18 protein-coding genes are annotated in these 23,400 nt (G+C 32.4%); 16 read left to right on the top strand and 2 right to left on the bottom strand.

Features of this window, described 5'->3' with window-relative positions; all coding sequences use genetic code 11:
• Positions 1–33: 33 nt before the first annotated feature.
• Positions 34–5,352: a polyketide synthase gene (locus tag IW18_RS18340; RefSeq protein ID WP_160113205.1), complete on the bottom strand. Its 5,319-nt coding sequence runs from the start codon at positions 5,350–5,352 to the stop codon at positions 34–36.
• Between the two features lie 1,001 nt (positions 5,353–6,353).
• On the opposite strand from IW18_RS18340, the gene IW18_RS18335 reads away from it, so the two are divergent.
• The 5 genes from IW18_RS18335 to IW18_RS18315 all read left to right on the top strand — a co-directional run bounded on the left by IW18_RS18335 (position 6,354) and on the right by IW18_RS18315 (position 10,902).
• Positions 6,354–6,779, top strand: a complete 426-nt coding sequence (locus IW18_RS18335; RefSeq protein ID WP_165587343.1) for a T9SS type A sorting domain-containing protein — start codon at positions 6,354–6,356, stop codon at positions 6,777–6,779.
• 12 nt (positions 6,780–6,791) lie between these two features.
• Positions 6,792–7,520, top strand: coding sequence for a hypothetical protein (locus tag IW18_RS22750; protein WP_052480223.1), 729 nt, complete (start codon positions 6,792–6,794; stop codon positions 7,518–7,520).
• Positions 7,517–9,691 (top strand): hypothetical protein, encoded by a 2,175-nt coding sequence (locus IW18_RS18325; RefSeq protein ID WP_041519535.1) that lies wholly within the window; start codon positions 7,517–7,519, stop codon positions 9,689–9,691. Before IW18_RS22750 ends, IW18_RS18325 begins: the two co-directional genes overlap by 4 nt.
• A gap of 710 nt (positions 9,692–10,401) precedes the next feature.
• Positions 10,402–10,632, top strand: coding sequence for a helix-turn-helix transcriptional regulator (locus tag IW18_RS18320; RefSeq protein WP_052480222.1), 231 nt, complete (start codon positions 10,402–10,404; stop codon positions 10,630–10,632).
• Between the two features lie 66 nt (positions 10,633–10,698).
• Complete coding sequence (locus tag IW18_RS18315; RefSeq protein WP_041519533.1) at positions 10,699–10,902, top strand: helix-turn-helix domain-containing protein; 204 nt, start codon at positions 10,699–10,701, stop codon at positions 10,900–10,902.
• An 89-nt stretch (positions 10,903–10,991) separates the two neighbouring features.
• Here IW18_RS18315 and IW18_RS18310 read toward each other — a convergent pair whose 3' ends face one another.
• Positions 10,992–11,459 (bottom strand): UpxY family transcription antiterminator, encoded by a 468-nt coding sequence (locus tag IW18_RS18310; protein ID WP_041519532.1) that lies wholly within the window; start codon positions 11,457–11,459, stop codon positions 10,992–10,994.
• A gap of 607 nt (positions 11,460–12,066) precedes the next feature.
• Between IW18_RS18310 and IW18_RS18305 the strand changes: the two genes are divergently transcribed.
• The 11 genes from IW18_RS18305 to IW18_RS18255 all read left to right on the top strand — a co-directional run bounded on the left by IW18_RS18305 (position 12,067) and on the right by IW18_RS18255 (position 23,399).
• Positions 12,067–12,501 (top strand): adenylyltransferase/cytidyltransferase family protein, encoded by a 435-nt coding sequence (locus IW18_RS18305; RefSeq protein ID WP_041519530.1) that lies wholly within the window; start codon positions 12,067–12,069, stop codon positions 12,499–12,501.
• A complete protein-coding gene (locus IW18_RS18300; RefSeq protein ID WP_041519528.1) occupies positions 12,491–13,492 on the top strand; it encodes a mannose-1-phosphate guanylyltransferase in 1,002 nt (333 codons plus the stop codon). The genes IW18_RS18305 and IW18_RS18300 overlap by 11 nt, the downstream gene beginning before the upstream one ends.
• A 57-nt stretch (positions 13,493–13,549) precedes the next feature.
• The gene (locus IW18_RS18295; RefSeq protein ID WP_304364079.1) at positions 13,550–14,500 is read left to right on the top strand and encodes a GDP-L-fucose synthase family protein; all 951 of its coding nucleotides are present in this window, start codon (positions 13,550–13,552) and stop codon (positions 14,498–14,500) included.
• Positions 14,501–14,577: 77 nt separating this feature from the next.
• Positions 14,578–15,702, top strand: a complete 1,125-nt coding sequence (gene gmd / locus IW18_RS18290) for a GDP-mannose 4,6-dehydratase (RefSeq protein ID WP_041519524.1) — start codon at positions 14,578–14,580, stop codon at positions 15,700–15,702.
• A 53-nt stretch (positions 15,703–15,755) separates the two neighbouring features.
• The gene (locus IW18_RS18285; RefSeq protein WP_041519522.1) at positions 15,756–17,168 is read left to right on the top strand and encodes a UDP-glucose 6-dehydrogenase; all 1,413 of its coding nucleotides are present in this window, start codon (positions 15,756–15,758) and stop codon (positions 17,166–17,168) included.
• Positions 17,169–17,217: 49 nt separating this feature from the next.
• A complete protein-coding gene (locus IW18_RS18280; protein WP_041519520.1) occupies positions 17,218–18,513 on the top strand; it encodes an MATE family efflux transporter in 1,296 nt (431 codons plus the stop codon).
• The gene (locus IW18_RS18275; RefSeq protein WP_052480221.1) at positions 18,506–19,078 is read left to right on the top strand and encodes an acyltransferase; all 573 of its coding nucleotides are present in this window, start codon (positions 18,506–18,508) and stop codon (positions 19,076–19,078) included. Before IW18_RS18280 ends, IW18_RS18275 begins: the two co-directional genes overlap by 8 nt.
• A gap of 3 nt (positions 19,079–19,081) precedes the next feature.
• Positions 19,082–20,053: a hypothetical protein gene (locus IW18_RS18270; RefSeq protein ID WP_052480220.1), complete on the top strand. Its 972-nt coding sequence runs from the start codon at positions 19,082–19,084 to the stop codon at positions 20,051–20,053.
• Positions 20,054–20,104: 51 nt separating this feature from the next.
• On the top strand, positions 20,105–21,130 hold the full coding sequence (locus IW18_RS18265) for an exostosin domain-containing protein (RefSeq protein ID WP_041519519.1): 1,026 nt from the start codon (positions 20,105–20,107) through the stop codon (positions 21,128–21,130).
• A complete protein-coding gene (locus IW18_RS18260) occupies positions 21,079–22,161 on the top strand; it encodes a glycosyltransferase (protein WP_123902497.1) in 1,083 nt (360 codons plus the stop codon). The genes IW18_RS18265 and IW18_RS18260 overlap by 52 nt, the downstream gene beginning before the upstream one ends.
• On the top strand, positions 22,158–23,399 hold the full coding sequence (locus IW18_RS18255; protein ID WP_041519516.1) for a glycosyltransferase family 4 protein: 1,242 nt from the start codon (positions 22,158–22,160) through the stop codon (positions 23,397–23,399). The genes IW18_RS18260 and IW18_RS18255 overlap by 4 nt, the downstream gene beginning before the upstream one ends.
• Position 23,400: the final 1 nt, after the last annotated feature.

The raw sequence follows: 23,400 nt of genomic DNA, 5'->3' as shown, positions 1-23,400 counted from the left end.
AAATATTTATTACTAGTTGTCTTTACCTGATTTTTATAATTTGATCTTTACAAAATCTCCAATGTGAGTGGGGTCCTCGATAAACCATGCGGGATTTCCATTTTCATCCCGACCCAATTTACTACCTTGAACAGGTGGTTCACTGGCCATTATGGTATACTTTTTTTCATGAGTATTGGTATCGAATGATTGCTGATTATTGGTGTTTGAAGTATCAAAAGATTTGTGAAGTCCGTTACTTCCATTTGTTTCTTCTTGATTTATAGTATTAAATTTGACAGAATCAAAATGCTCGATTTTTAAGTTGGTAAATGAATTATTTCCGTTTGATGATGAGGTTTGATAATTATGTAATTGATCTACTTTCTGACTCAAAAGTTGAATTTGCTGAACTATTTGCTCTAGCGAAACTTGATTTGCCGGAACTTGATTTCCATTTAAGGATACTTTAGATTCAACTATAGGAGTTTGGTTGGCAGTTATTTCATTTTCTTTGGTGTTAAGTATAGAATGCTCTTCTGGAAGATTAAGTTCTATATAATCAGCTAATAATGAGGGTGTCGAAAAACCTTCGTTTAATTGTCTGAAAGTAATTGGTAAATCAAACTCTTTTTTTAATTTTCCAGATAATTGTGTAAGAGATAATGAATCTAAACCTAATTCTAAGAAAGTGTTAGAAGCAGATTCTGAGTCATAACTTATACCTGACGCATTTTTTATAATTTCTGAAATCTTTAAAAGGATTGTGTCTTTTTTCGAATTATTTGCAACTGTATTACTCTTTTCCATTTCTGTAGAAATTGTTGGTGTATCGAACGAAACCAAAGGTTTTTGAATCACTGTTGTTTCAATTGTATCTAAAGGTTCAATCCAACAAAGTTTACGATCAAAAACATAACTTGGCAATTCGATTTTTTGTCTTTGTTGTGCATTATAAAAAGCTTTCCAGTCAGGATTAATTCCTCTGGACCACAAATCACCTAATGCATTAAGTAGGCTGAAATATTCATTTTCTTGCTCATCTTTCGGAATAGTTATACTAGGAAAAGCAGAGATGATTTTACCGGCAGCTTGCTGACGTGCTAAAGTTGTGAGTGTTTGTCCGGGACCAACTTCTAATAAAACAAAATCGTCTAGCTCAAATGCAGTATCCATTGCATCTGCAAATCGAACTGTATTTTTTAGATGATTTACCCAGTACATTGGGTTTGTTGCTTCGGTATCTTTAAGCCAGGTTCCTGATGCTGTTGAAATAATTGGTAGTCGTGGAATGTTTAATTTTACTTTCTCTAATTCGCTTTTGAAGGTATCCAAAATAGGATCCATCATGAAAGAGTGAAAAGCATGACTTGTTTGGAGTAATTTATTTGGAATTTCTTCTGAATCGAGTTTTTGATTAAAAAGCGCTATATCTTCTTTTGTACCGGAAACAACACAAAATTGATTTGCATTTATTGCGGCAACCGAAAGTGTATGAGGTTTTATTTCGTTTAATTTATCAATAGAAACTCGAACAATAAGCATAGATCCGCCAGGAAGTTCACTTATCAATTTTCCTCTAATGGCAACTATGTGTAAAGCATCTTTTAAACTCAAGATTCCTGCTAAATGCGCTGCTGTAAATTCGCCAATACTATGACCACAAAGAAAAGTTGGTTTAATGCCCCAACTCATCCATAGTTGCGACAAAGCATATTCTGTTACAAATAAAGAGGGTTGTGTTAAACGCGTATTTCTTAAGAGTTCTTCGGCTTTGTCAGCTTTTATTTTTGGGTAAATTATATCACGAATGTCTAGTTTTAAATCTTCCATTAAAAGTTCGGCACATTTGTCTACAGCGTCGCGATATACCTTTTCATTATCATAAAGTGTTTTGCCCATATTTAGGTATTGAGATCCTTGTCCTGGGAAAAGAAATCCTATTTCGCTAGGAACACTTTTTAATGTTGAGGTTTTAGAGCTTTTGGTTTTTAAACAAAGTAATTTTTCGGCGGCATCATTTGTAGATTTAGCGATTAAAAAGCTTCGATGATTAAAGTCGTCTCTTGTAGTGTGCAATGAATAAGCAATGTCAGCCAGAGGATTTTCTTTGGTTTTGTCAATAAAATGACCCAAAGCATTTTCATAACCCAATAAACTATTTTGGTTTTTTGCAGACCACATCAGGATTTCCAGTGGTCGTCCAACTGAAGAAGGCTGTGGTTTCATTTCATATTCTTCGATAATAGCGTGAACATTTGTACTGCCTATTCCGAAAGAACTTAAACCGGCTCTTCTTTTGCCATCTGCTTTCCAATCAATTAATTTATTGTTGATGTAAAAAGGGCTATTATCAAAATCTATATTTGGATTTGGCTTATCAAAATTAACCATTGGCGGAATTTGCTTATGGCGCATTGATAGCAAAACTTTAATTAATCCTGCAACGCCGGCAGCAGCAGTAGTATGTCCCATATTACTTTTTATAGAACCCAGCGCACAAAAATTGTTTTTTTCTTGTTTACCATATGCAATTCTAAGACCTTCTATTTCTATAGGATCTCCAATTGGGGTTGCGGTACCATGCGCCTCCATATAGCTGATTGTCGATGGTGATACTTTAGCATCATTAAAAGCATTAATTATGGCTCCTGCTTGACCTTTAGGACTTGGCGCCATAAAGCTGCCTTTGTCTCCTCCGTCATTATTTACACCAACTCCTTTAATCAATCCATATATAATATCGCCATCTCTTTCGGCTTCTTCCAATCTTTTAAGTAAAACTACTCCGGCACCATCGCTAAAAACAGTTCCTTTTCCAGAAGCTTCAAAAGATCTGGTCGAACCATCGGGACTTTTTATAAATCCATCATCATAAAGATGACCGCTATTAATAGGGCAAGTTACGCTAGATCCTCCCGCAAGGGCAACATTGCACATACCTGTTCTAATGGCTTTAACAGCTTCGGCAACTGCCAACAAAGAAGTTGAGCACGCAGAATGTACACTTACAGAAGGGCCTTTTAGATTTAAATGATACGAAGTACGAGGGGCAATAAAATCTTTTCCGTTAACGGTATAGATTTGTAATTCGCCTATTGAACTTTTTAGTTCTTTGTTATTAAATATGTTGTTTTCGTAATAAGTATTGATTTCGCTGCCGGAATAAACGGCAATACTTCCTTTGTAATGTTTAGGCAGATGGCCTGCTTTTTCTAGTGCTTCGAATGAAATTTCTAAAAATACTCGTATTTGAGGATCCATTGCGGCTGCTAGCTGTGGGTTTAACCCAAAGAAACCTGCATCAAATGTTTTAGCAGAAGGCAAAACTCCTCTTGCGCCTATATAAAGTGGATCATTACGAAGACTTTCGGGTAAGCTGGCATCTAATTCTTCTTTTGTAAATAAAGAGATTGTTTCTTTTCCATCTCTCAGATTTTCCCATAATTCATCAATTGTATCAGAACCTGGAAATCTTCCTGCCATACCAATTATCGCAATATCCGAAGATGTTATATTATCATTGGTTTCTTTAAAAGTAAATAAATCTTCCTTACCATTGTTCTCACTATTACCTTCTTCCAGAGTCGCTGCAAGTTCACTAATTGTGGGATGAATATAGATTTTTGAAACAGGTACGTCTTTAGACAAACGTTGTCTCATTAATGAAGTTACTTTTTGCGCCAGAACGGAACTTCCGCCCATATCAAAAAAATCATCATCGATACCAATACTTGATATTTTTAATTCGTTACTCCATATTTGAGCAATATCTTTTTCTAGTTGCGTATTTGGTTTCTTAAAGAGTGGTGCAGAATCGGGTCTGTGATATTCAGGAATTGGTAAGTTCTTTTTGTCAATTTTTCCGTTTGGAGTTATTGGGAATTCGTCAACCCAAATATATTTAGAAGGTAAAAGTATTTCGGGTAAAATTTTTGAAAGTGCGTCATGTATCAGTTTTTCATTCTGTATTTGATCTCCAGATTTTAAATAAGCTACAAGTTTATCTTCATTTCCAATATGCTTGCTTACAATTACGGCAGATTGTTTTATTCCGGCTAAACTATTTAAAGAGGCTTCGATTTCGCCCAATTCAATGCGATGACCTCTAATTTTTACTTGATGATCGATACGTCCTAAACATTGAAAATCTCCATTGGGTAATAATTTGCCTAAATCTCCAGTTCGGTATAGAATAGCATCTGATTCTTTAGAAAATGGATTTTGAATAAATTTTTCTGATGTAAGTTCTGGTCTTTTCCAGTAACCTTCTGCGACTCCGTCTCCGCCAATAACTATTTCTCCAATAGTTCCAGGAGGGGCAGCTTTTCCCTGCTCATCTAATAAATAAATTTGTGTGTTGGCAATTGGAAGTCCAATGGTTATTAATTCATCATCGGCCTTAATTTGTTTTACTGTCGACCAAATAGTGGTTTCGGTAGGGCCATACATATTCCATAGTGAATTACATCTCGAAATAAGTTCACGTGCAAGATTCAATGGTAAAGCTTCACCTCCACAAAGTGCTTTTAATGAAATCGGTTTTTCCCAACCAGCATCAAGCAATAATTGCCATGTGGTTGGTGTAGCCTGTAATATCGTAATTTCTTTATCTTGTAAGAGTTGAAGTAAAAGCTGACCGTCGCGTATCGTTTCATAATCAGCAAAAACTACTGTAGCGCCTTTTATTAATGGTAAGAATAGTTCTAATCCTGCAATGTCAAAGGAAATTGTTGTAATTGATAATAATTTATCCTTTTCATGTATACCAGGTTCAAGTGCCATACTATAAAGAAAGTTAACTAAATTTTTATGCGTTACAGTTACTCCCTTTGGTTTTCCTGTTGAACCCGAAGTGTACATCATATAGGCGGTGGCCGTTTGAGGTACAATAAGAGAAATTGGTGTAATAGGATATTGCTCTAGTGCAGATAATATATCTTCAATCAATATCGTTTTTGAGCTGTTGGGTAATGAGGTAGATAGTTCTTGTGTTGTTAATAAAAAGCTTGCTTGAGAGTCTTCCAGCATAAACTTCAAACGTTCCGTTGGAAATTTTGGATCTAATGGCAAATATGCTGCTCCGCATTGTAAAATAGCTAAAAGTGAAGCAATTAAATTAGGACTTCGTTCCATAGATACAGCAACAATTTGTCCGGGAGATAATCCTTCAGCCAAAAAATAATGGGCCATTTGGTTTATCATATTTGCTAATTCTCTATAAGTAATCTTTCGATTTTCAATTTCAAGCGCTACTGAAGTAGGGGAAGCTTCAGCCTGTTTTGTAAAAAGCTCATGTAACGGACTTTCCGGATACTCCATTTTTGTCCAATTCATCTCTTTGTCTAAATTATTGTTGTTTGATCTTTTCATTTTAATCATATTAAAATTAAAGTTGAGCAAAATAATATGATAATATTAGCATTGAACTAAAAAGAGACTAATTTTAAAATGCTGGCTAATTGTTTATTAGTGGGGGGAATGATTACGCTTTTTTTATTAACTTTTTTTCTTCTTGATTAATAAATAGATGTAAGAATTTTGATTAGCTTTTGTCTTTGTATGGTCTCTATATTAAAATAATATTTGTAGCTTATTATTCAATAAGTTGATCAAAAAAAGGAATTTTTTTTCATTAATACTTGTATATTCTGTATAAAGCTATTATTATCGATGAAAAGCATATTTTGAATTTATTAAGGCAAATTTTGAGAAAAATTATCAAGATTTTGTTTCTTCGGTTCGATGCTTTTTTGTCCCTTTCTAAGTTCTTCTCAAACAAAAAAAATGGCTTTTAGAAAATGTATTTTAAAAAATATTATTTAATTAATGTATTTTAAAAAATAAATAACTAATTTTAATTTTTATTTAAGTGGTTTAAAATCAAATAGATAAAAGTTGATAAATAAGGATTTTTTATTTACTCTCTTTATAATTATGAAAATGAAATAATTTATGGGGTTGTATTGAGGATTAAATAAAAAGCTAGTATTAATGTAATTTATAAAATGAATTAACGTTGTTTTGTAAATCACAACTTGTTTAAGTTGCAAGCCAAAAAAATTTCGTCATTGTTTTCGTAAAACCATATAATTTATTTTTTTTAATGATTTGTCAAGCATTAAAATTATGTACCTAACTTTTTTTAGATGTAAGTAAAAAATCACTAAAATACTACATTTGATGTGGTTTATCGGAATTAATGTAAATTATGTCGACTATATTTTGAAATTAAATAATTTTGCAGTATTAACAAGTATTAAGAATATTGAACTGTGAACTATCTAAGATTAAAATGTATTAACCTACTTATAATTGCAATGTTGTTTTTTCCTTTTTTAGGAGAAAGTCAAAGCGCACAAACTACCACTATTATGCAAAGTATAGTTGCAGCCGGTAGTAACGCGACAGGAAGTTCTGGAACAGTTTCTTACTCAATTGGACAAGTATTTTATACTTATAATGGAGTGGGAACAGTTTATAATGTAGCTCAGGGTGTCCAACAAAATGGAAAAGATGATACTCTAGACGTACCAGACATTGACAAGCCTACAACAGAAATATTTATTTTCCCAAATCCAACGACAGATTTTGTTAATATAAGCATGAGTGGCTTAGAGTTACAAAGTGGACTAAAATCCTATAAACTTTATGACCTGCAAGCGAAGCTTTTGAAACAAAATAAAATTGATCAAGATCAAACTCAAGTTAGCTTGAGTAATCTAAGCACATCAATTTATATACTAGTAGTATATGTGGATAATAAAATTTTGAAAACATTTAAAATCGTAAAAAATTAAAAAAAAAATACAATGAGACTTGCACATACCCTTTTATTACTATTTGTGACTGTTACACTTAAGGTATTTGCACAAGCACCGGAAAAAATGAGTTATCAGGCAATAATGCGTGCAACAGATAATACCTTGGTTGTTAATTCCAGGGTAAGTCTTAGAGTTATAATTCATCAAGGCACTGCAACAGGTACAACTGTTTATCAGGAAACACAATCTCCTACTACAAATGCGAGTGGTTTGGTTTCTCTGGAAATTGGTACAGGAACAATTGTTATTGGAGATTTTAGTAAAATTTCCTGGGATAAAGGCCCTTATTTTATAGAAACTCAGGTTGATGTAAAAGGTGGGGCTAATTATGATATTACTGGAGTTACACAAATGTTAAGTGTACCTTATGCACTGTATGCCAAAACTGCTGGTTCAACAAGCGGTTCCGCAAATAGAGCAGTAATTGTTTCATTTACTTCTTCTAGAAACGTTGCAGTTGGAGATATAAATAATACAATAGAATGTACAGCATCTGCTGCATTAACATTAACCACAGACTTTACGAGTATGGTGGTAGGTGAAACGATTAATTTAGAAGCTCATAATGGAGCTGTCTTAACAGTTCAAGCGGCGTCTGGTGTAACCATTAATTATAATGCAGGTGGAAGCGGAAAGTTTACCAGTGTTGCAGGAAACGTAAGATTTGGATTTCTTAGAAAAACGGGCGCAAATTCCTATATTATATCGGGACAATGAAACATCTAATTTGCTTTTTACTCTTTTCAACTGCAGTTTTTTCACAAAACTATCATTATGCAATTGATGAGACACCGGCTAATATTCCCGGTGTAAGTAACCAACTGGAAGAAATTGAATATTTTAACGCTTATTTATTGCCGCTTACTCAAAAAGCGACAATTCAGGCTGCTTTAGATAAATATGGTTCTGTACGATTGGAAAAAGGGGATTACTCTGGAGTAAACATTGTTATGAAAAGCAATCAAAAACTTTATGGGCATCCATCTTTAAATAAAATATCGAACATAACTATAGCGGCCGGAAGTACCGGAGTTCTTTTAGAATCGTTACTTCCTGCAGATCAAACCATAACTTTGCAAGGAGGCGGGGTAATTTCGTATTGTACTTTAAAATCCATTAAATGGGCAACTTTAGTAGGTAAAGATGTAATGCTTGAGAATAACTCATTTATTAATTTTATTGGACCAATACGACTTGATTGTAGTCGATCAGGTTATATAAGAAATACTAAAATAATCAAACATCAATCGCAGGGTGGTGCAAATATGCTTGTTCTAAAAGGAAATAGCACTACACCAAGTTATGGGAATGTTAGTTTACATACTAACTTTTTAACTCCACATGGAGACACTACTGATATTGATGGATTACGTTCTCTTACTTTTGTGGGATTAGATGCTGAAGGCTGGAATCTTACAGGGGAGGGAACAAAAGCTATGATTTCTGCTACTAATATAGGTGATGTAAAAATTACTAATTTTAATGGAGCCAACAGTTATTCGGCAGTTAAAACACCATCGTTTGATATCGATGCAGCAAATGTTTTCTTTTTAGAGAAATCCATGAATTTTCCAACAGATATATTGTCGCTAAGAGCTAATATGACTGTGATAAATGGAGGAGGAACGTATATAAGACAACCTGGTACAGTAACTGGATTTGATCTTCTTGGAAATGTAAATGCCAGTAACGCAATCAGGTATAATGGAGTTGAGCAAACTTCGACAATGACAAATACTACCGTAATTAACAATATTACTAATAGTCTTTTAGGGCCTAAATACACACCATGGGTCAGACCTACATGGGAAACGTTGCCAAACCCGGCAGGTGCAAATTGGAAAACGGACAGAGCAGGTAAAATAGATCAGACAAGTTATATACAAGGTTTAATTAATACCAAAGGCGTTGCAGAACTGCCCGAAGGAATTTTTTATATAGGTTCTACATTAAAACTTCCCATTGATTCAAATCATGGTATTGTTGGTCGCGGAACGGGTAAAACGGTTATAGTTGGACTTACGGATGATTTTCCTTTAATATCGCTTACAGGTGGTCAAGATGCTAATTTTATATTAAGTTATTTGACACTTCAGGGCGGAAGCGTAGGGATATATTCTTCACAAGATTATGGAACGCAACATATGTCATATCAAAACATCAAGTTTGTAGTGTTTAGAAATCAAAATTATGGCATTCAATTAAGACGAATTAGAGGATTTGATAACAACTTTCTTGATAATTTAGGTTTTGTCGACTGTAATATTGGTTTTTTTCAAGACCCTCTTACTCCGTATAATAATGATATAGATACTTCTAGTTTTGTAGACAAAACGATGTTTTATAAAAATCAATTCATAAACTGTTCTACATCAGTTTCTATGTTGGCCACCAGAGCAGATAATTTAGATGCATGGGTAGATTGCAAATTTGATGGTGGTAGAACAGCAATTGCTTTAAGTGCACAAAATGCTCCTCTAGCTGCAAATTGTGACTTTACTAATTTTACCGGAACAAATATTATAAGCAGTAATATATTCTCAATATACAACTCTAATTTGTACAATAACAAAGTAACCAGTTCGATAATTAATTCAATTAGTAATAATATTGAAGGATGTCAGTTTTTAGATAATATTCCAGTGTTTTCGCCAGTATTATTTAATCCGCTAAACAATCAAATTGTAAATTCAACAATTACAGGAAACGTGGTAACTGTAATTCCTCCAAATGGTGGTTACGGATTAGAATCGGCTATTTATGTAAACAGCACATTTTTGGCAAACCCAACGCTAAGTAAATTATTGGTTAATGTAAAAGCAGGAGTTCCAACAATTATAATAAATTCTACACCAAATTCATATCCACAGCTTTTGGTAACGCAATAAAAAATAAATGAAGTACAAAGGATTGTATTATATAAAATAGATTCTTAATTGTATTATTTAAATAAAGGTTCAGGTTAGTTCAACTTATCTGAACCTTTGTTTTTTATAGTAGTAATTAATCATTTATAAGATGATTAAATTTGTCTCTATATCTTTATACCACTTTTACCATAATATAGTTTTAAAACGATCTAAGACATCTTAATACCTTTCGATAAACTGTTGGTTAATTTCTAAAATGACTGGAGTTGTTTTTATCTACTTTAAAATTTCAGTTTCAATGGTTTTTAAAAGAATTTATTTTTCTTCTCCATTTCACCTTTATCTAATCTAATTCTAATGTAACATAGTTCTACAATGCGTAGAACTACGTGGCTCTAGTCCTATAAAGTAAGGTTTTCGCATCATAATTAAACAGATCAAAGGGCTGAAAAATGTAACATATTGTATTTTATCGGATTTTAAAATACGTTGAACAGATTTATTATTATAAACTCGAAACATTATATATTTTTGATCAAAATTTAAAATGAATGATAAAGAATAAACGTCATTTAGCTTTAAACCTTGTTGATAATGGAATAGTTACTTTAAAAAGTTGTTTTTTTTACAAATAAGTTAAAAACAATAAAGCATTTATAAATTGTGCAAATGCTTGAGACTGTAACTTCTAAATAAATATTATTAGTATTTTTTATTTTTTACTTTTTATGAAATATAGTGTATACGAAAATATTAGAAAGATAAGAGAATTAAAAAATTTGACCAGAGAATATGTAGCGGCTGAACTAAAAATGAGTACCAGCGGATATGGTAAAATTGAAAGAGGCGATGTCGATTTAACTGTTTCTAAATTAATTGAAATTTCGAAGGTATTAGAGGTTTCAATTGAGTTCATTTTTAAATTCGATGTTTCAATTTTTTTTAGCGAAGTCAGATAGAGTGCCCATCAAATAAATCAAATATTTTTATTAATAAAATTAAAATTAGTATTAAATAATAAAGCCATGGAAAATTACTATTCAAAAATTAGAGAGTATCGATTGCAAAATAATCACACCCCTGAATACGTTGCAATTCAAATGGAAATGAGTGTAAAAAAATACGAAAAAATTGAACAAGGTATGGTTGATCTTAAACTATCAAAACTAGACCAATTAGTTAAGATTTTAGGAATCAAAAAAAGCCAAATTTTTCAATTAGATATGTAGTTTTTTGGTACTAATCATTAACTACCACCATAAAAAAAGAGCTTAATGTCAAAGTTAGTTATTTATTAAAAAGCTCTTTTTTTTGTTTACTATTTATGTTTTACTTTTAAAACATATCCTAAAGATTCTAATATTAATACATAATGCGTTTTTGTAATATCTTTTACTACCGCATTTTGATCGCAAAAAGGGCCAGAATTTAAATGTATTTTATCGCCAATTTGATATTGCATTACTGATATTTCTGAGGCAGTATCGCCATCTTTAAGCCATTCTTTTATAGTCTCAATTTCTGTATCCTTTACGACTGCATGTCTCCCGAGCCAAAATAAAAATCGTACCACTCCAGGAGAATGAAATACTAAGTTTCTGTCTTTTTCTGCTAATTGCACAAATATGTAATGATTAAACAATGGTTGCTCAACCTTTATTTTTCTATCCGATCTTTGTTGAGTTTTTTTAATAACTGGACAATAACAATTGATATTAAACTTAGTTAATTGTTCTGCAGCTCTTTTTTCCCATTTAGGTTTTGTGTATACTACATACCATTTCATAATCCTTAATTTATTTATCGTATTTGTAAATAAGTTGTTTTAAAATAGAGTAAGCTTTTTATAATGGAATTCTTCTTGAAAAATTGTTCCAGAAATCGATTATACGAATAGTATAATTTCTAATGAAAGAATTCCTTTTATCATATAATTAATTAGTAGTTTTTAGAAAATCATCATCAAAAGATATTTGACGGTTTCTATTGTAAACTAGAATGTAAATTTAATTCTGAGCTTTTAAAATTACAGATGTTTTTTATGTTAAAATATCCTTATTAAGGACAATTAGAGACAAAAAGGAGATATCCTATCAATGACATTATTATAATTTTATTCTAAATTATTGTAGGAGTTAAACCCGATAATTGATTAAGATTTCTAGTTTTTTAATCCAGATATTTTAGCCTTTTAAAAACGAGTTAACAAAGATAATTTTAAATTTTTAAGCCATTTATTTTTCTTTTATGAGTAGTTAAAATGTAACTATTCACGGGGAACCCTTTATCTATTTTTTAAAAATAGCGCTGAAACCCCAGTAAAATGGCTCTTTTTTTTAGCAGACAATTCTCCATTAATAAACATTTTTTTTTAATCTAAAAACATTAAGCAGATGAGAACTGGAATAACATTTAGTGCTTTTGATTTGTTACATGCAGGGCACGTTAAAATGCTTGAAGAAGCAAAACAACATTGTGATTTTTTAATTGTTGGTTTACAAACAGATCCAACGTTAGATCGACCAACAAAAAACAAACCAACGCAAACTGTAGTAGAACGCTACATACAGTTAAAAGCCTGTAAGTTTGTTGATGAAATTGTTCCATATGCGACAGAACAAGACTTAGAAGATATCTTGAAAGCTTTTACTGTTAATGTGCGCATTTTAGGAGACGAGTATAAGGATAGAGATTTTACGGGAAGAAAGTATTGTGAAGAAAAAGGAATTGACTTGTATTTTAATACTAGAGATCATCGTTTTTCGAGCACTAATCTTCGTAATGAAGTATATCAGAAAGAAATTTTAATGCACTCTAATGGCAATTAGTACAGTCACACATGTAGTTTTGACCGGAGGGATTGGCAGCAGATTGTGGCCTCTTTCCAGAAAAACACTACCTAAACAATATCTTGAGCTTTTTGATGGAGAATCACTTTTTGAAAAAACAGTAGCTCGTAATCAAAATGTTTCTAATAAAATGATAGTGGTGGGTAACATCGAAAATTACAAAATGAGTAATGCCATTATGTCAAAATTCGATAAGCCATTTATACATATTGTAGAAGCTCTTCCTCGTAATACTGCTGCTGCAATTGCTTTTGCCGCATTTGCATCAAAACCAGAAGATGTTTTATTGATTACACCTTCTGACCATATTATAGAAGGAAGTAGTGCATACTCAACTGCTTTACAACAAGCAATTGATTTAGCTAATAAAGATTATTTGGTAACTTTTGGGATAAAACCCACTAAACCGGAAACGGGATACGGCTACATTGAGTTCGAAAACGAAAATGTAATTGCATTTCACGAAAAACCAAACTTAGAAACAGCAAAGACTTATCTTAAAAGAGGAAATTACTTTTGGAATAGCGGACTTTTTTGTTTCAAAGCAGGAAAGTTTTTAGAAGAGCTCAAAAAGCAGGAACCTGAAGTTTATGAAACTTCAAAAGTAGCTTGGGAAGCCAATAAAGATGGTTTCTTAGATTATAATTTGTCACTAAAAATTCCTTCAATAAGCATAGATTATGCAGTTATGGAAAGAAGTAAAGACATTAAAGTAGTGGCTGCCAATTTTGAGTGGTCGGATTTAGGGTCTTTTGAATCAGTTTATGATTATTTAGTACAAAAAGGACATCCAATAGATACCAATAGAAATATTGTAATAGGAACCTCAATGCATACCACTTTTATAGGCGTTAAAAATTGTATATTAATTTATACTGCTGATGCCTTAATGGTTTTGCAAAAAGAAAATTCTCAAGAAGTAAAACAAGTGTATCAGCAATTAGAATCGATTGCTTCGCCATTATTGTAAAAGATATTCTTAACAAGATTAATCGCAAGTCTTTAAAAATTAAAAGTGCCTACAATGATTGATAAAAATTCTAAAATATACATCGCTGGACACAAAGGAATGGTTGGAAGCGCTATTTGGAGAACCTTAACAAAAAAAGGGTACAATAATCTTATTGGAGTTTCAAGCAAAGAATTGGATTTAAGAGAACAAGAACAAGTTCGCAACTTTTTTCTAAAAGTAAAACCAGATGTAGTTATAGATGCTGCTGCAAAAGTAGGAGGGATTTTAGCCAATAATGATTTTCCGTATCAGTTTTTAATGGAAAATATGCAAATTAAAAATAACCTTATTAGTGAAGCACACAATCTCGACGTAAACAAATTTATCTTTTTAGGAAGTTCTTGTATTTATCCAAAATTAGCCATACAACCCTTAAAAGAAGAATATTTGCTTACAGGTTCTTTAGAAAGTACAAACGAATGGTATGCTGTAGCAAAAATCACAGGTGTAAAATTGTGTCAGGCGATACGCAAGCAATTTAAAAAAGATTTTGTGAGTTTGATGCCAACAAATTTATACGGTACTCATGACAATTTTGATTTGAATAGTTCTCATGTCTTGCCAGCCATGATTCGTAAATTTCATGAAGCCAAAGAAAATGATAATGCTTCAGTAATTCTTTGGGGAAGTGGTAAACCCATGAGAGAATTTCTGTTTGTAGATGATATGGCAGAAGCAGTAGTTTTTGCTTTAGAAAATCAGCTTCCTGGATATTTGTACAATGTAGGAACAGGAGAAGATTTAACAATAAAGGAATTGGCCACTACTATACAAAAAATTGTAGGTCATACCGGAAATATTATCTGGGACGAAAGTAAACCCGACGGTACTCCACGAAAATTAATGGATGTTTCTAAAATGCATCATATAGGATGGAAACACCAAGTAAATTTAGAACAAGGAATACAAAATACTTATAAATGGTTTATGGAAAACATTGAAAATTTAAAAGAAAAGGTTTATTAGTAAATCAGAATTTATCCAAAAACTTTCAATCGACTTGCAACTTTGCAGAACGCACTTTTATAAATAAGAATTAAAATATGAATCCATTGAAAAAAGTAGCCTTTATTACTGGAGTAACGGGACAAGACGGAGCTTATTTGAGCGAGTTTCTATTAGAAAAAGGATATATTGTACATGGTTTAAAAAGACGTACATCTCTATTTAATACTGATAGAATTGATCATTTATATCAAGATCCTCATATCGATAACAGGAATTTTATTTTGCATTATGGGGATATGACCGATAGTACAAATTTGACTCGTTTGATTCAGCAAATTCAACCTGACGAAATTTATAATTTGGCAGCAATGAGTCATGTTGCGGTTTCGTTTGAAACTCCAGAATATACAGGTAATGCAGATGGATTAGGAACACTAAGACTTCTGGATTCTATTCGTTTGTTAGGATTAGAAAAAAAGACGAGAATTTATCAGGCGTCTACCTCAGAGTTATATGGTAAAGTACAAGAAGTACCACAATCAGAAACAACTCCTTTTTATCCAAGATCACCTTATGCCGTAGCCAAAATGTATGCCTTTTGGATAACTGTAAATTATAGAGAAGCTTATGATATGTATGCCTGCAACGGAATTTTGTTTAATCATGAATCGCCTATTCGAGGAGAAACTTTTGTAACACGTAAAATTACCAGAGCAACTTCAAGAATAGCTTTAGGATTGCAGGACAAATTATATTTAGGAAACCTCGATGCGCAACGTGATTGGGGACATGCAAAAGATTATGTGCGAATGATGTGGATGATTTTGCAAGCTGATGAGCCGGAAGACTGGGTAATTGCTACAGGAAAAACTACTTCGGTTCGCGAATTTGTAAAAATGAGCTTTGCTCATGTAGGGATTGAATTAGAATTTAGAGGAAAAGGTGCAGAGGAGAAAGGCTTTATTCTTTCGTGTAATAATCCTGATTATTTGCTTCCTATTGGTAAGGAAGTATTAAGTGTAGATCCACATTATTTTAGACCTACAGAAGTAGATTTATTAATAGGTGATGCAACGAAAGCCAAGACTAAATTGGGGTGGGAATGTCAGTATGATTTGTCTGAATTAGTAGAAGAAATGATGCAATCTGATATAAAATTGATGAAAAAAGAGCAGCATTTAAAAGAAGGTGGTTACACAATTTTAAATTATTTCGAGTAACGAATTAGATTATAAAAAAGCAAACATTTTTTTCCTCAAAAAAAAGAATTTAAATGAAAATTAAAAATATTTGTTGTCTAGGTGCTGGTTATGTTGGTGGTCCAACAATGTCTGTTATCGCCTTAAAATGCCCAGAGATTAGAGTAAATGTTGTAGATTTAAACGAAAGCCGAATCTTGGCTTGGAATGAAGAAAATCTGGATAAATTACCGGTTTACGAGCCAGGACTTGCAGAAGTGGTTAAAGAAGCAAGAGGTCGCAATTTATTCTTTTCGACAGATGTTGATAGTGCTATTGAAGCCGCCGATATGATTTTTATCGCTGTTAACACGCCTACCAAGAATTATGGAGAAGGAAAAGGAATGGCAGCCGATCTAAAATTTGTAGAGCTTTGCGCAAGACAAATCGCAAGAATAGCTAAGAATGATAAAATAATAGTTGAGAAATCGACTCTTCCGGTTCGCACAGCTGAAACTTTGCAGACTATTTTAGATCATGCAGGAAACGGAGTTAAATTTGAAGTGCTTTCTAATCCTGAGTTTTTGGCCGAAGGAACAGCAATTAACGATTTACTAAATGCTGACCGTGTTTTAATTGGAGGAAAACAAACAGAAAGTGGTCAAAAAGCAATTCAATCCTTAGTTGATATTTATGCACATTGGCTTTCACCAAAACAAATATTGACCACCAATGTATGGTCGTCAGAATTATCAAAATTAACAGCTAATGCATTTTTAGCGCAAAGAATATCATCTATAAATGCATTATCGGCTTTATGTGAAGCGACAGAAGCAGATGTTGATGAGGTTGCTAATGCGATTGGGACTGATAGCAGAATTGGTTCTAAGTTTCTAAAAGCTTCAGTAGGTTTTGGAGGATCTTGCTTTCAAAAAGATATTTTAAATTTAGTTTACTTATGTCGATATTTTAATTTACAAGAAGTAGCTAATTATTGGGAACAGATTATTATTCTAAATGATTATCAAAAATATCGCTTTGCAAAGAAAATTATAACATCTCTCTTTAATACTGTTAGCGGAAAAAAAATAGCATTTTTGGGTTGGGCATTTAAAAAAGACACCAATGATACTCGTGAGTCTGCGGCTATTTATGTAGCAGAACATTTAATTGAAGATGGAGCAGAAATTCACGTATTCGATCCTAAAGTTTCTGAAGGAAAAATTAAAGCCGATATGCGTGATTTGTGGGATTTAAAAGGATTTACAGAGCAGAAAATAGAATCAAAGTTAAAACAAATTTTTGTACATCAATTACCAATAGAGGCTCTCGATCAGGCACATGCAGTAGCTGTTTTAACAGAGTGGGATGAATTTAAAACTTACGATTGGAATTCGATTTACATCAAAATGTATAAGCCTGCTTTTGTATTTGATGGGCGTAATATTCTGGATGCAGCTAAATTAACAGAAATTGGTTTTCAGGTTAAAGGAATTGGAAAAGGTTAAACTGATCAATTTCAAAGAGAATTTATTTTAATCGTTTAATTTCTATTTCTTGAAAAATATTTTGTTAAAAGTAAAAGAACATCCTAAGTACGAAACAATTCTAAACTGGGGTAAATTAATTTCGATCACCGGAAGTGCTCAAATTATTATACAAGCCTTAGGATTTGCTTCTGGAATTCTAATAATACGTTTATTGCCTCTTCAGGAATATGCTTTTTACACCTTAGCAAATACCATGTTAGGAACTATGACAGTACTTGCAGATGGTGGTATAAGTACCGGATTAATGGCTCAAGGCGGAAAAGTTTGGGAAGATAAAAAGAAAATGGGTATTGTTTTGGCAACAGGTTTAGATTTAAGAAAAAAGTTTGCCTTTGCCAGTTTAGTAGTATCGGTACCAGTTTTGTTTTATCTGTTATATCACAATGGTGCCAGTTGGACAATGTCATTACTTATTGCAGCAGCTCTAATTCCAGCCTTTTATGCAACTTTGTCTGATTCGTTGTTAGAAATAATTCCAAAATTAAATCAAACTATTTTGCCATTACAAAGAAATCAAATCGAAGTAGGAATTGGAAGGTTAGTATTATCAGGATTAACAATGTTTGTTTTTCCATGGGCTTTTGTAGCGGTTGTGGCGGCAGGAATTCCTAGAATTTGGGGAAATGTTGGTTTACGAAAAATAGTTTATTCTATGGCCGAAAAAGACCAACAGCCAGATGCTGAGGTTAAAAAAGAAATATTGAGTTTAGTGAAGCGTATCATGCCTACGTCGATATATTATTGTCTTTCAGGACAAATTACAATTTGGTTAATATCAGTATTTGGAAACACAACTTCTTTGGCAGAATTGGGAGCTTTAAGCAGATTAAGTGTTGTACTGTCTATTTTTAGCGCCATAATTGTAACATTAGTCATTCCTCGTTTTGCAAAATTAGCATCAAATAAATATTTGTTATTAACGCGTTTCTTGCAAATATTGGGACTATTGGTTGTTTTACTTAGTATAATTGTTCTTATTGTTTATTTATTTCCTAGTCCAATTCTTTGGTTGTTGGGAGATGCTTATAAAGGCTTACCATTTGAATTACTTTTAAGTATTCTTAGTAGTTGCATTGGATTGTTAGGAGGAATTGTTTTTAATTTATATAGTTCAAGAGGTTGGGCTATGTCGCCTATAGCGCTTATTTTAATCAATTTATTGGCAATTATAATTTCAGCAAGTTTATTGGATTTAGGTAGTTTAAGAGGCGTTTTATTTTTTAATATTATTTTAGGAATAGTGGCTTTATTGCAAACCATTTTGTTTTGTACCTATAATATTCTTCTTGTAAAAAATGAGTAATATGAACCGTCCCAATACATTAGCAATTATATATAACAAAGTTATTACAATTGGTCATTCCATATCTTTTTTAGGTCTTAAAATTAGAGGATTACAAGGAGGCAGAGACTCAAAAGTAGAAAGCATCACGTGCAATTGGCCTAATAAATTAATATTAGGATATGAATGTGAAATACAAAATGGAGTTGATTTTAGAATATGGCATCCTTTTAATAACGAATCATATATAAAACTTGGAAACAAAGTATTTGTTGGGCATGCTTGCGAATTTGTTTGTAACGAAAAAATTCTAATTGGAAACAATTGCCTAATTGCAAGTAAAACCACTTTTAATAATACCGGGCACGAGTATAAAATAAATGCCAATATAAATCAGCAACCAATAACGAGTCAAGCAATAATTTTAGAAGACGATGTTTGGATTGGAACTTCCTGCGTGATATTGCAAGGAGTTACAATTGGTACAGGATCTATAGTTGCAGCCGGTTCAGTAGTAAATAAATCAATACCTGCAAATGAGGTTTGGGCAGGAGTACCCGCACGTTTCATAAAAAAAAGAATATAAAAAATGGTTTCATCTATTTGCACCTTATTTGAGGGACATTATCATTATGGAGTTGCGACACTTTCTAATTCACTTTATAATAAAGGATTTCGTGGAACTATTTATGTTGGATATCGAGGCGAATTACCTAGCTGGACATTAAGCGGAAAAAAAGAGCCAATAGGAAAATGGAAAGGAGCATTGACTGTTACACCAATTGAAGGCATTCAGCTTATTTTTTTGCCATTAACAACAACTTATAGCTTAACCAATTACAAACCTGACTTTATGTTGGAATTATGGGAAGGTCCGGCAGAAAACGTAGAAGCACTTTTTTATTTTGATCCGGATATTGTTGTAAATGACACTTGGGTTTGTTTTGAACAATGGATAAATTGTGGAGTAGCACTTTGCGAAGACGTTGAGTCTCCTTTTCAAGAATTTCACCCACGAAGAGTTGGATGGAGGAATTATTTTAAAAAATATAACGTTGATTTAAAATTTAAGAATCAAATCTACGTCAATGGAGGTTTTGTTGGACTTCTAAAAAAAGACATACTTTTTTTGACTTTGTGGACACAACTTCAAAATTATATGGCAACAGCAATTGGAGGATTAGAGAATTCGATATTTTCAAATCAAACCTACAATTCAACAATATTAAAAATGGAAGGATTTACCATTTTTGATAAATCAGATCAAGATGCTTTAAATGCAACTGTCGAGGCTTACCCGGGAACGATTAGCTATTTAGGCAAAGAGGGAATGGGATTTGAAACGAAACACATCACAATGTATCATGCTTTAGGAAGTCCTAAGCCATGGAAGGCACAACATTTTTCAAGAGCCTTAAACGGTAAAATACCCAGAAGAGAAGATAGTGCATATTGGGAAAATTGCGGTAGTCCAATATTAGCACATTCCAAATGGAAAATCAATCAAAAAAAGGCAAGTATTAAAATAGCTAAATTCATTGGAAGATTTTATAAAGTCTAAAAACGAGAGCTTCATTATGTTTAAAAATTGATTCAATAAAAATATATTTTTATGAAAGTATATATATTATCCGCTTATGATGAAAGCCAGTCTAATTTTGCATTCCAAAATTTAAAAAAGTCTAGCTTGTATGATCCATTTAAAAAGTATGTTTTAGCAGATAATCCTAAGTCAGCAGATCTTATAATCTTTGTTGAACATCACCCTGGCTCTGATCCCTATTTTTTTGAAGTATTAAAACATCCTGTATATAAACAATACAAAAAGAAATGTTATTTATATCATGATAATGACGAGCATCTTACTTTGATGCCCACAATTTCGCCGTCGGTTTGCAATTCTAGTTATAATAAAAAGATGCATCGACCTTATCATTATCTGGAGCAAATTTCGACAAATCCTTATATTCAATATACACCCGATAAGATTTATGAAAAGAAATATTTATTTTCTTTCATGGGAGCTTCGAGAACATATCCTGCGGTAAGAGAAGAAATTATAAATAGGTTTCGGGGAGGCGACAATATTCATGATACAAAAGATTATAATTCGTGGGAATTAAATGAGGAAGACCGAAATAAGTATTTTGAAAAATATGCCGAAATTTTATTTCAAAGTAAATTTATATTATGTCCTCGTGGTATTGGTCCTAGTTCTTACAGACAATATGAGAGTATGAAAGTGGGAATTGCACCGGTAATAATTTCTGACGACTGGGTAGAATGTGAAGAAATTGATTGGGACAGTTGTTCAATTCGTATCAAAGAAAAAGATATAAGTCAAATAGAGACTATTCTTAAAAATAGAGAAGCAGAATGTCTTGAATTAGGACTCAATGCAAGAAAGAACTATGAAAAATACATGTCGTTTGAAAATCAATTTCATTTTCTTTCAGATGCAGCATCCCAATTACACGCCTACAGAAATGAACTTTCAGTTTTAGATTATTTAAGAGAATATTTGAGGTTTTTTGAACCTTTTCATTTTCGAAATTTATTAAGATACTATAAAAATAAATATATAAAATGGATATCCTCTTCATCTGCGGATCGGTCGAGCCAGGAAAAGATGGCGTAGGCGATTACACACGTCGTTTGTGTGGAGAACTTATAAGGATAGGACATGGGGTTAAGATATTGTCGTTGTGCGATCATCAGGCAACTTCTTTTTTAACCGAGTTTCAGGAAATCGAAGGAACTAAAGTTGCTGTAAATCGGATTCCTATAACAGCTTCAAAGCAAGAGCGATTCACATGGACTCAGGATATTTTAAACGATTTTAAGCCTCAGTGGATTTCGTTACAATATGTGCCTTATAGTTTTAACCCAAAGGGACTACCATTCTGGTTGCCTTCTTTTTTTAAAAAATTAAAGGGAAATCACAAATGGCATATTATGTTTCATGAATTATGGATAGGAATAGATATTGAATCTTCGTTGAAACAAAAATGCATTGGTGTAGTACAGCAATTAATTGTAAAACAAATAATTCGTAATACTAAGCCACATTTTATCAATACACAAAATAAGTTGTATCAATTTTTTCTTCAGTCACATAAAATTGAGGCAGTTATTTTGCCAATTTGTGGAAACATACCCTTAACAGCAGTTAAGAACGAAGCGAATAAGTTTACTCAAATAGTATTATTTGGAAGCATTCATCCAGGAGCCTCTTTTAAAGAGTTTATAGATGATTTAGTAAGTTTTGAAAGCAAATTAAGCAAGCCAATAAAATTTGTTTTTATAGGTAAAAATGGTACGGAACTTTCTAGATATCAAGAAGTATTAGAAAGCAAAAAAATAGTTTACGAAGTAATGGGAATCCAGCCAGAAGCAGTAATTTCTCAAGTACTAATTGATAGTGATTTTGGAATATCAACCACACCTTATTTCCAGACTGAAAAAAGCGGTGTATTTGCAGCTTACAAAGAACATCAAATAAATACCATTTGTGTTTCGCGCGAATGGACACCAACAAAAGGTCAATACAGCATACCACATATTATTAAGTACGAAAAAAATAATTTGAAATTAAATCCAACAACAGTTCAAGTTTTTAATTTGAATCTTTTGGCAAATCAGTTTATTAAATCAATATCCATCTCATGAAAATTCTTATTTCTCATCCTTCCGGAAATAGTAATGTACGCGCTATAGCAAAAGGATTTTTAACTCAAGGATTATTGTATCAATTTCATACTTCGATTGCTGTATTTCCAAATAATTTTTGGCATAAAATAGCAAATTTAAAAGGCTTAGGAGATATAAAAAGACGTTCGTTTGATTCTGGATTACAGGCGTATACAGAGATTTATCCGGTAAAAGAAATAGGAAGAATGATTGCTTCAAAATTAAGTTTGAATGCTTTAACAAAATCAGAAACAGGAATTTTTTCGGTAGATAAAGTATATCATAATTTAGATAAAAAAATCTCAAAGAAACTCTTAGATGCAAAAAAGAACGGATTAACTGCTGTTTATGCTTACGAAGATGGCGCGCTTGAAACATTTATTGCCGCAAAAAAACTAGGCTTAGAATGCATTTACGATTTACCTATTGCATATCATACCCTTTTACAAGAATTACTACATGAAGAAGCCATTAGAAAATCAAGTTGGGCATTTACACTCGGCGGCGGAATTCATGATAGTGGTAAAAAGTTAGAAAGAAAAAAAAGGGAATTAGAATTAGCAGATACAATTGTTGTGGCAAGCGATTTTGTGCGCCAGTCATTACCTGAATGGGCCAATAAAAAGAAAATTATTCAATCGCCGTTTGGGACACCTTTTTCATCAAATGAATTTGATTTGGAGGAAAAAAGCAAAACTAAAAGACTGAGAATTTTATTTGTAGGCTCAATGACGCAACGTAAAGGATTGGCCGATTTATTTGACGCCATAGAATTAGTTGACGCTTCAAAAGTCGAGTTAGTCGTTTTAGGTTCATTAGCCGCACCACTTTCTTTTTATACAGATCAGGTAAAGTTTACATATGAACCAACAAGATCACATGATAAAGTTTTGGAATTAATGAGAACCTGCGATGTATTTTGTCTTCCATCTATTGTAGAAGGCAGAGCATTGGTTATTCAGGAAGCAATGAGTCAGGGATTACCAATAATTATTACCCCAAATACAGGAGCAGAAGATTTAGTAATTGATGAAGAAACAGGCTTTTTAGTTCCAATTAGAAATCCAGACGCTATTGCAGATAAAATCAATTGGTTTTTGGCTAATAGAAATAGAATTTTTCAAATGGGAAAAAAAGCCAAACAACTTGCAGATACCTATAGTTGGGATAGTTATGCTAATAAAATTTGTACTGTATTAAGTTCTAGTGAGAATTAAA

The sequence above is a fragment of the Flavobacterium hibernum genome (assembly GCF_000832125.1).
Lineage (GTDB): Bacteria > Bacteroidota > Bacteroidia > Flavobacteriales > Flavobacteriaceae > Flavobacterium > Flavobacterium hibernum.
The sequence above is the reverse complement of the archived record's forward strand: the minus strand, read 5'-3'. Positions and strand labels throughout refer to the sequence as shown.

Coding starts and splice junctions, on each gene's coding strand:
- IW18_RS18340 (WP_160113205.1), bottom strand. CDS start 5,352: ATGAAAAGATCAAACAACAATAATTTAGACAAAGAGATGAATTGGACA.
- IW18_RS18335 (WP_165587343.1), top strand. CDS start 6,354: ATGCAAAGTATAGTTGCAGCCGGTAGTAACGCGACAGGAAGTTCTGGA.
- IW18_RS22750 (WP_052480223.1), top strand. CDS start 6,792: ATGAGACTTGCACATACCCTTTTATTACTATTTGTGACTGTTACACTT.
- IW18_RS18325 (WP_041519535.1), top strand. CDS start 7,517: ATGAAACATCTAATTTGCTTTTTACTCTTTTCAACTGCAGTTTTTTCA.
- IW18_RS18320 (WP_052480222.1), top strand. CDS start 10,402: ATGAAATATAGTGTATACGAAAATATTAGAAAGATAAGAGAATTAAAA.
- IW18_RS18315 (WP_041519533.1), top strand. CDS start 10,699: ATGGAAAATTACTATTCAAAAATTAGAGAGTATCGATTGCAAAATAAT.
- IW18_RS18310 (WP_041519532.1), bottom strand. CDS start 11,459: ATGAAATGGTATGTAGTATACACAAAACCTAAATGGGAAAAAAGAGCT.
- IW18_RS18305 (WP_041519530.1), top strand. CDS start 12,067: ATGAGAACTGGAATAACATTTAGTGCTTTTGATTTGTTACATGCAGGG.
- IW18_RS18300 (WP_041519528.1), top strand. CDS start 12,491: ATGGCAATTAGTACAGTCACACATGTAGTTTTGACCGGAGGGATTGGC.
- gmd (WP_041519524.1), top strand. CDS start 14,578: ATGAATCCATTGAAAAAAGTAGCCTTTATTACTGGAGTAACGGGACAA.
- IW18_RS18285 (WP_041519522.1), top strand. CDS start 15,756: ATGAAAATTAAAAATATTTGTTGTCTAGGTGCTGGTTATGTTGGTGGT.
- IW18_RS18275 (WP_052480221.1), top strand. CDS start 18,506: ATGAGTAATATGAACCGTCCCAATACATTAGCAATTATATATAACAAA.
- IW18_RS18270 (WP_052480220.1), top strand. CDS start 19,082: ATGGTTTCATCTATTTGCACCTTATTTGAGGGACATTATCATTATGGA.
- IW18_RS18265 (WP_041519519.1), top strand. CDS start 20,105: ATGAAAGTATATATATTATCCGCTTATGATGAAAGCCAGTCTAATTTT.
- IW18_RS18260 (WP_123902497.1), top strand. CDS start 21,079: ATGGATATCCTCTTCATCTGCGGATCGGTCGAGCCAGGAAAAGATGGC.
- IW18_RS18255 (WP_041519516.1), top strand. CDS start 22,158: ATGAAAATTCTTATTTCTCATCCTTCCGGAAATAGTAATGTACGCGCT.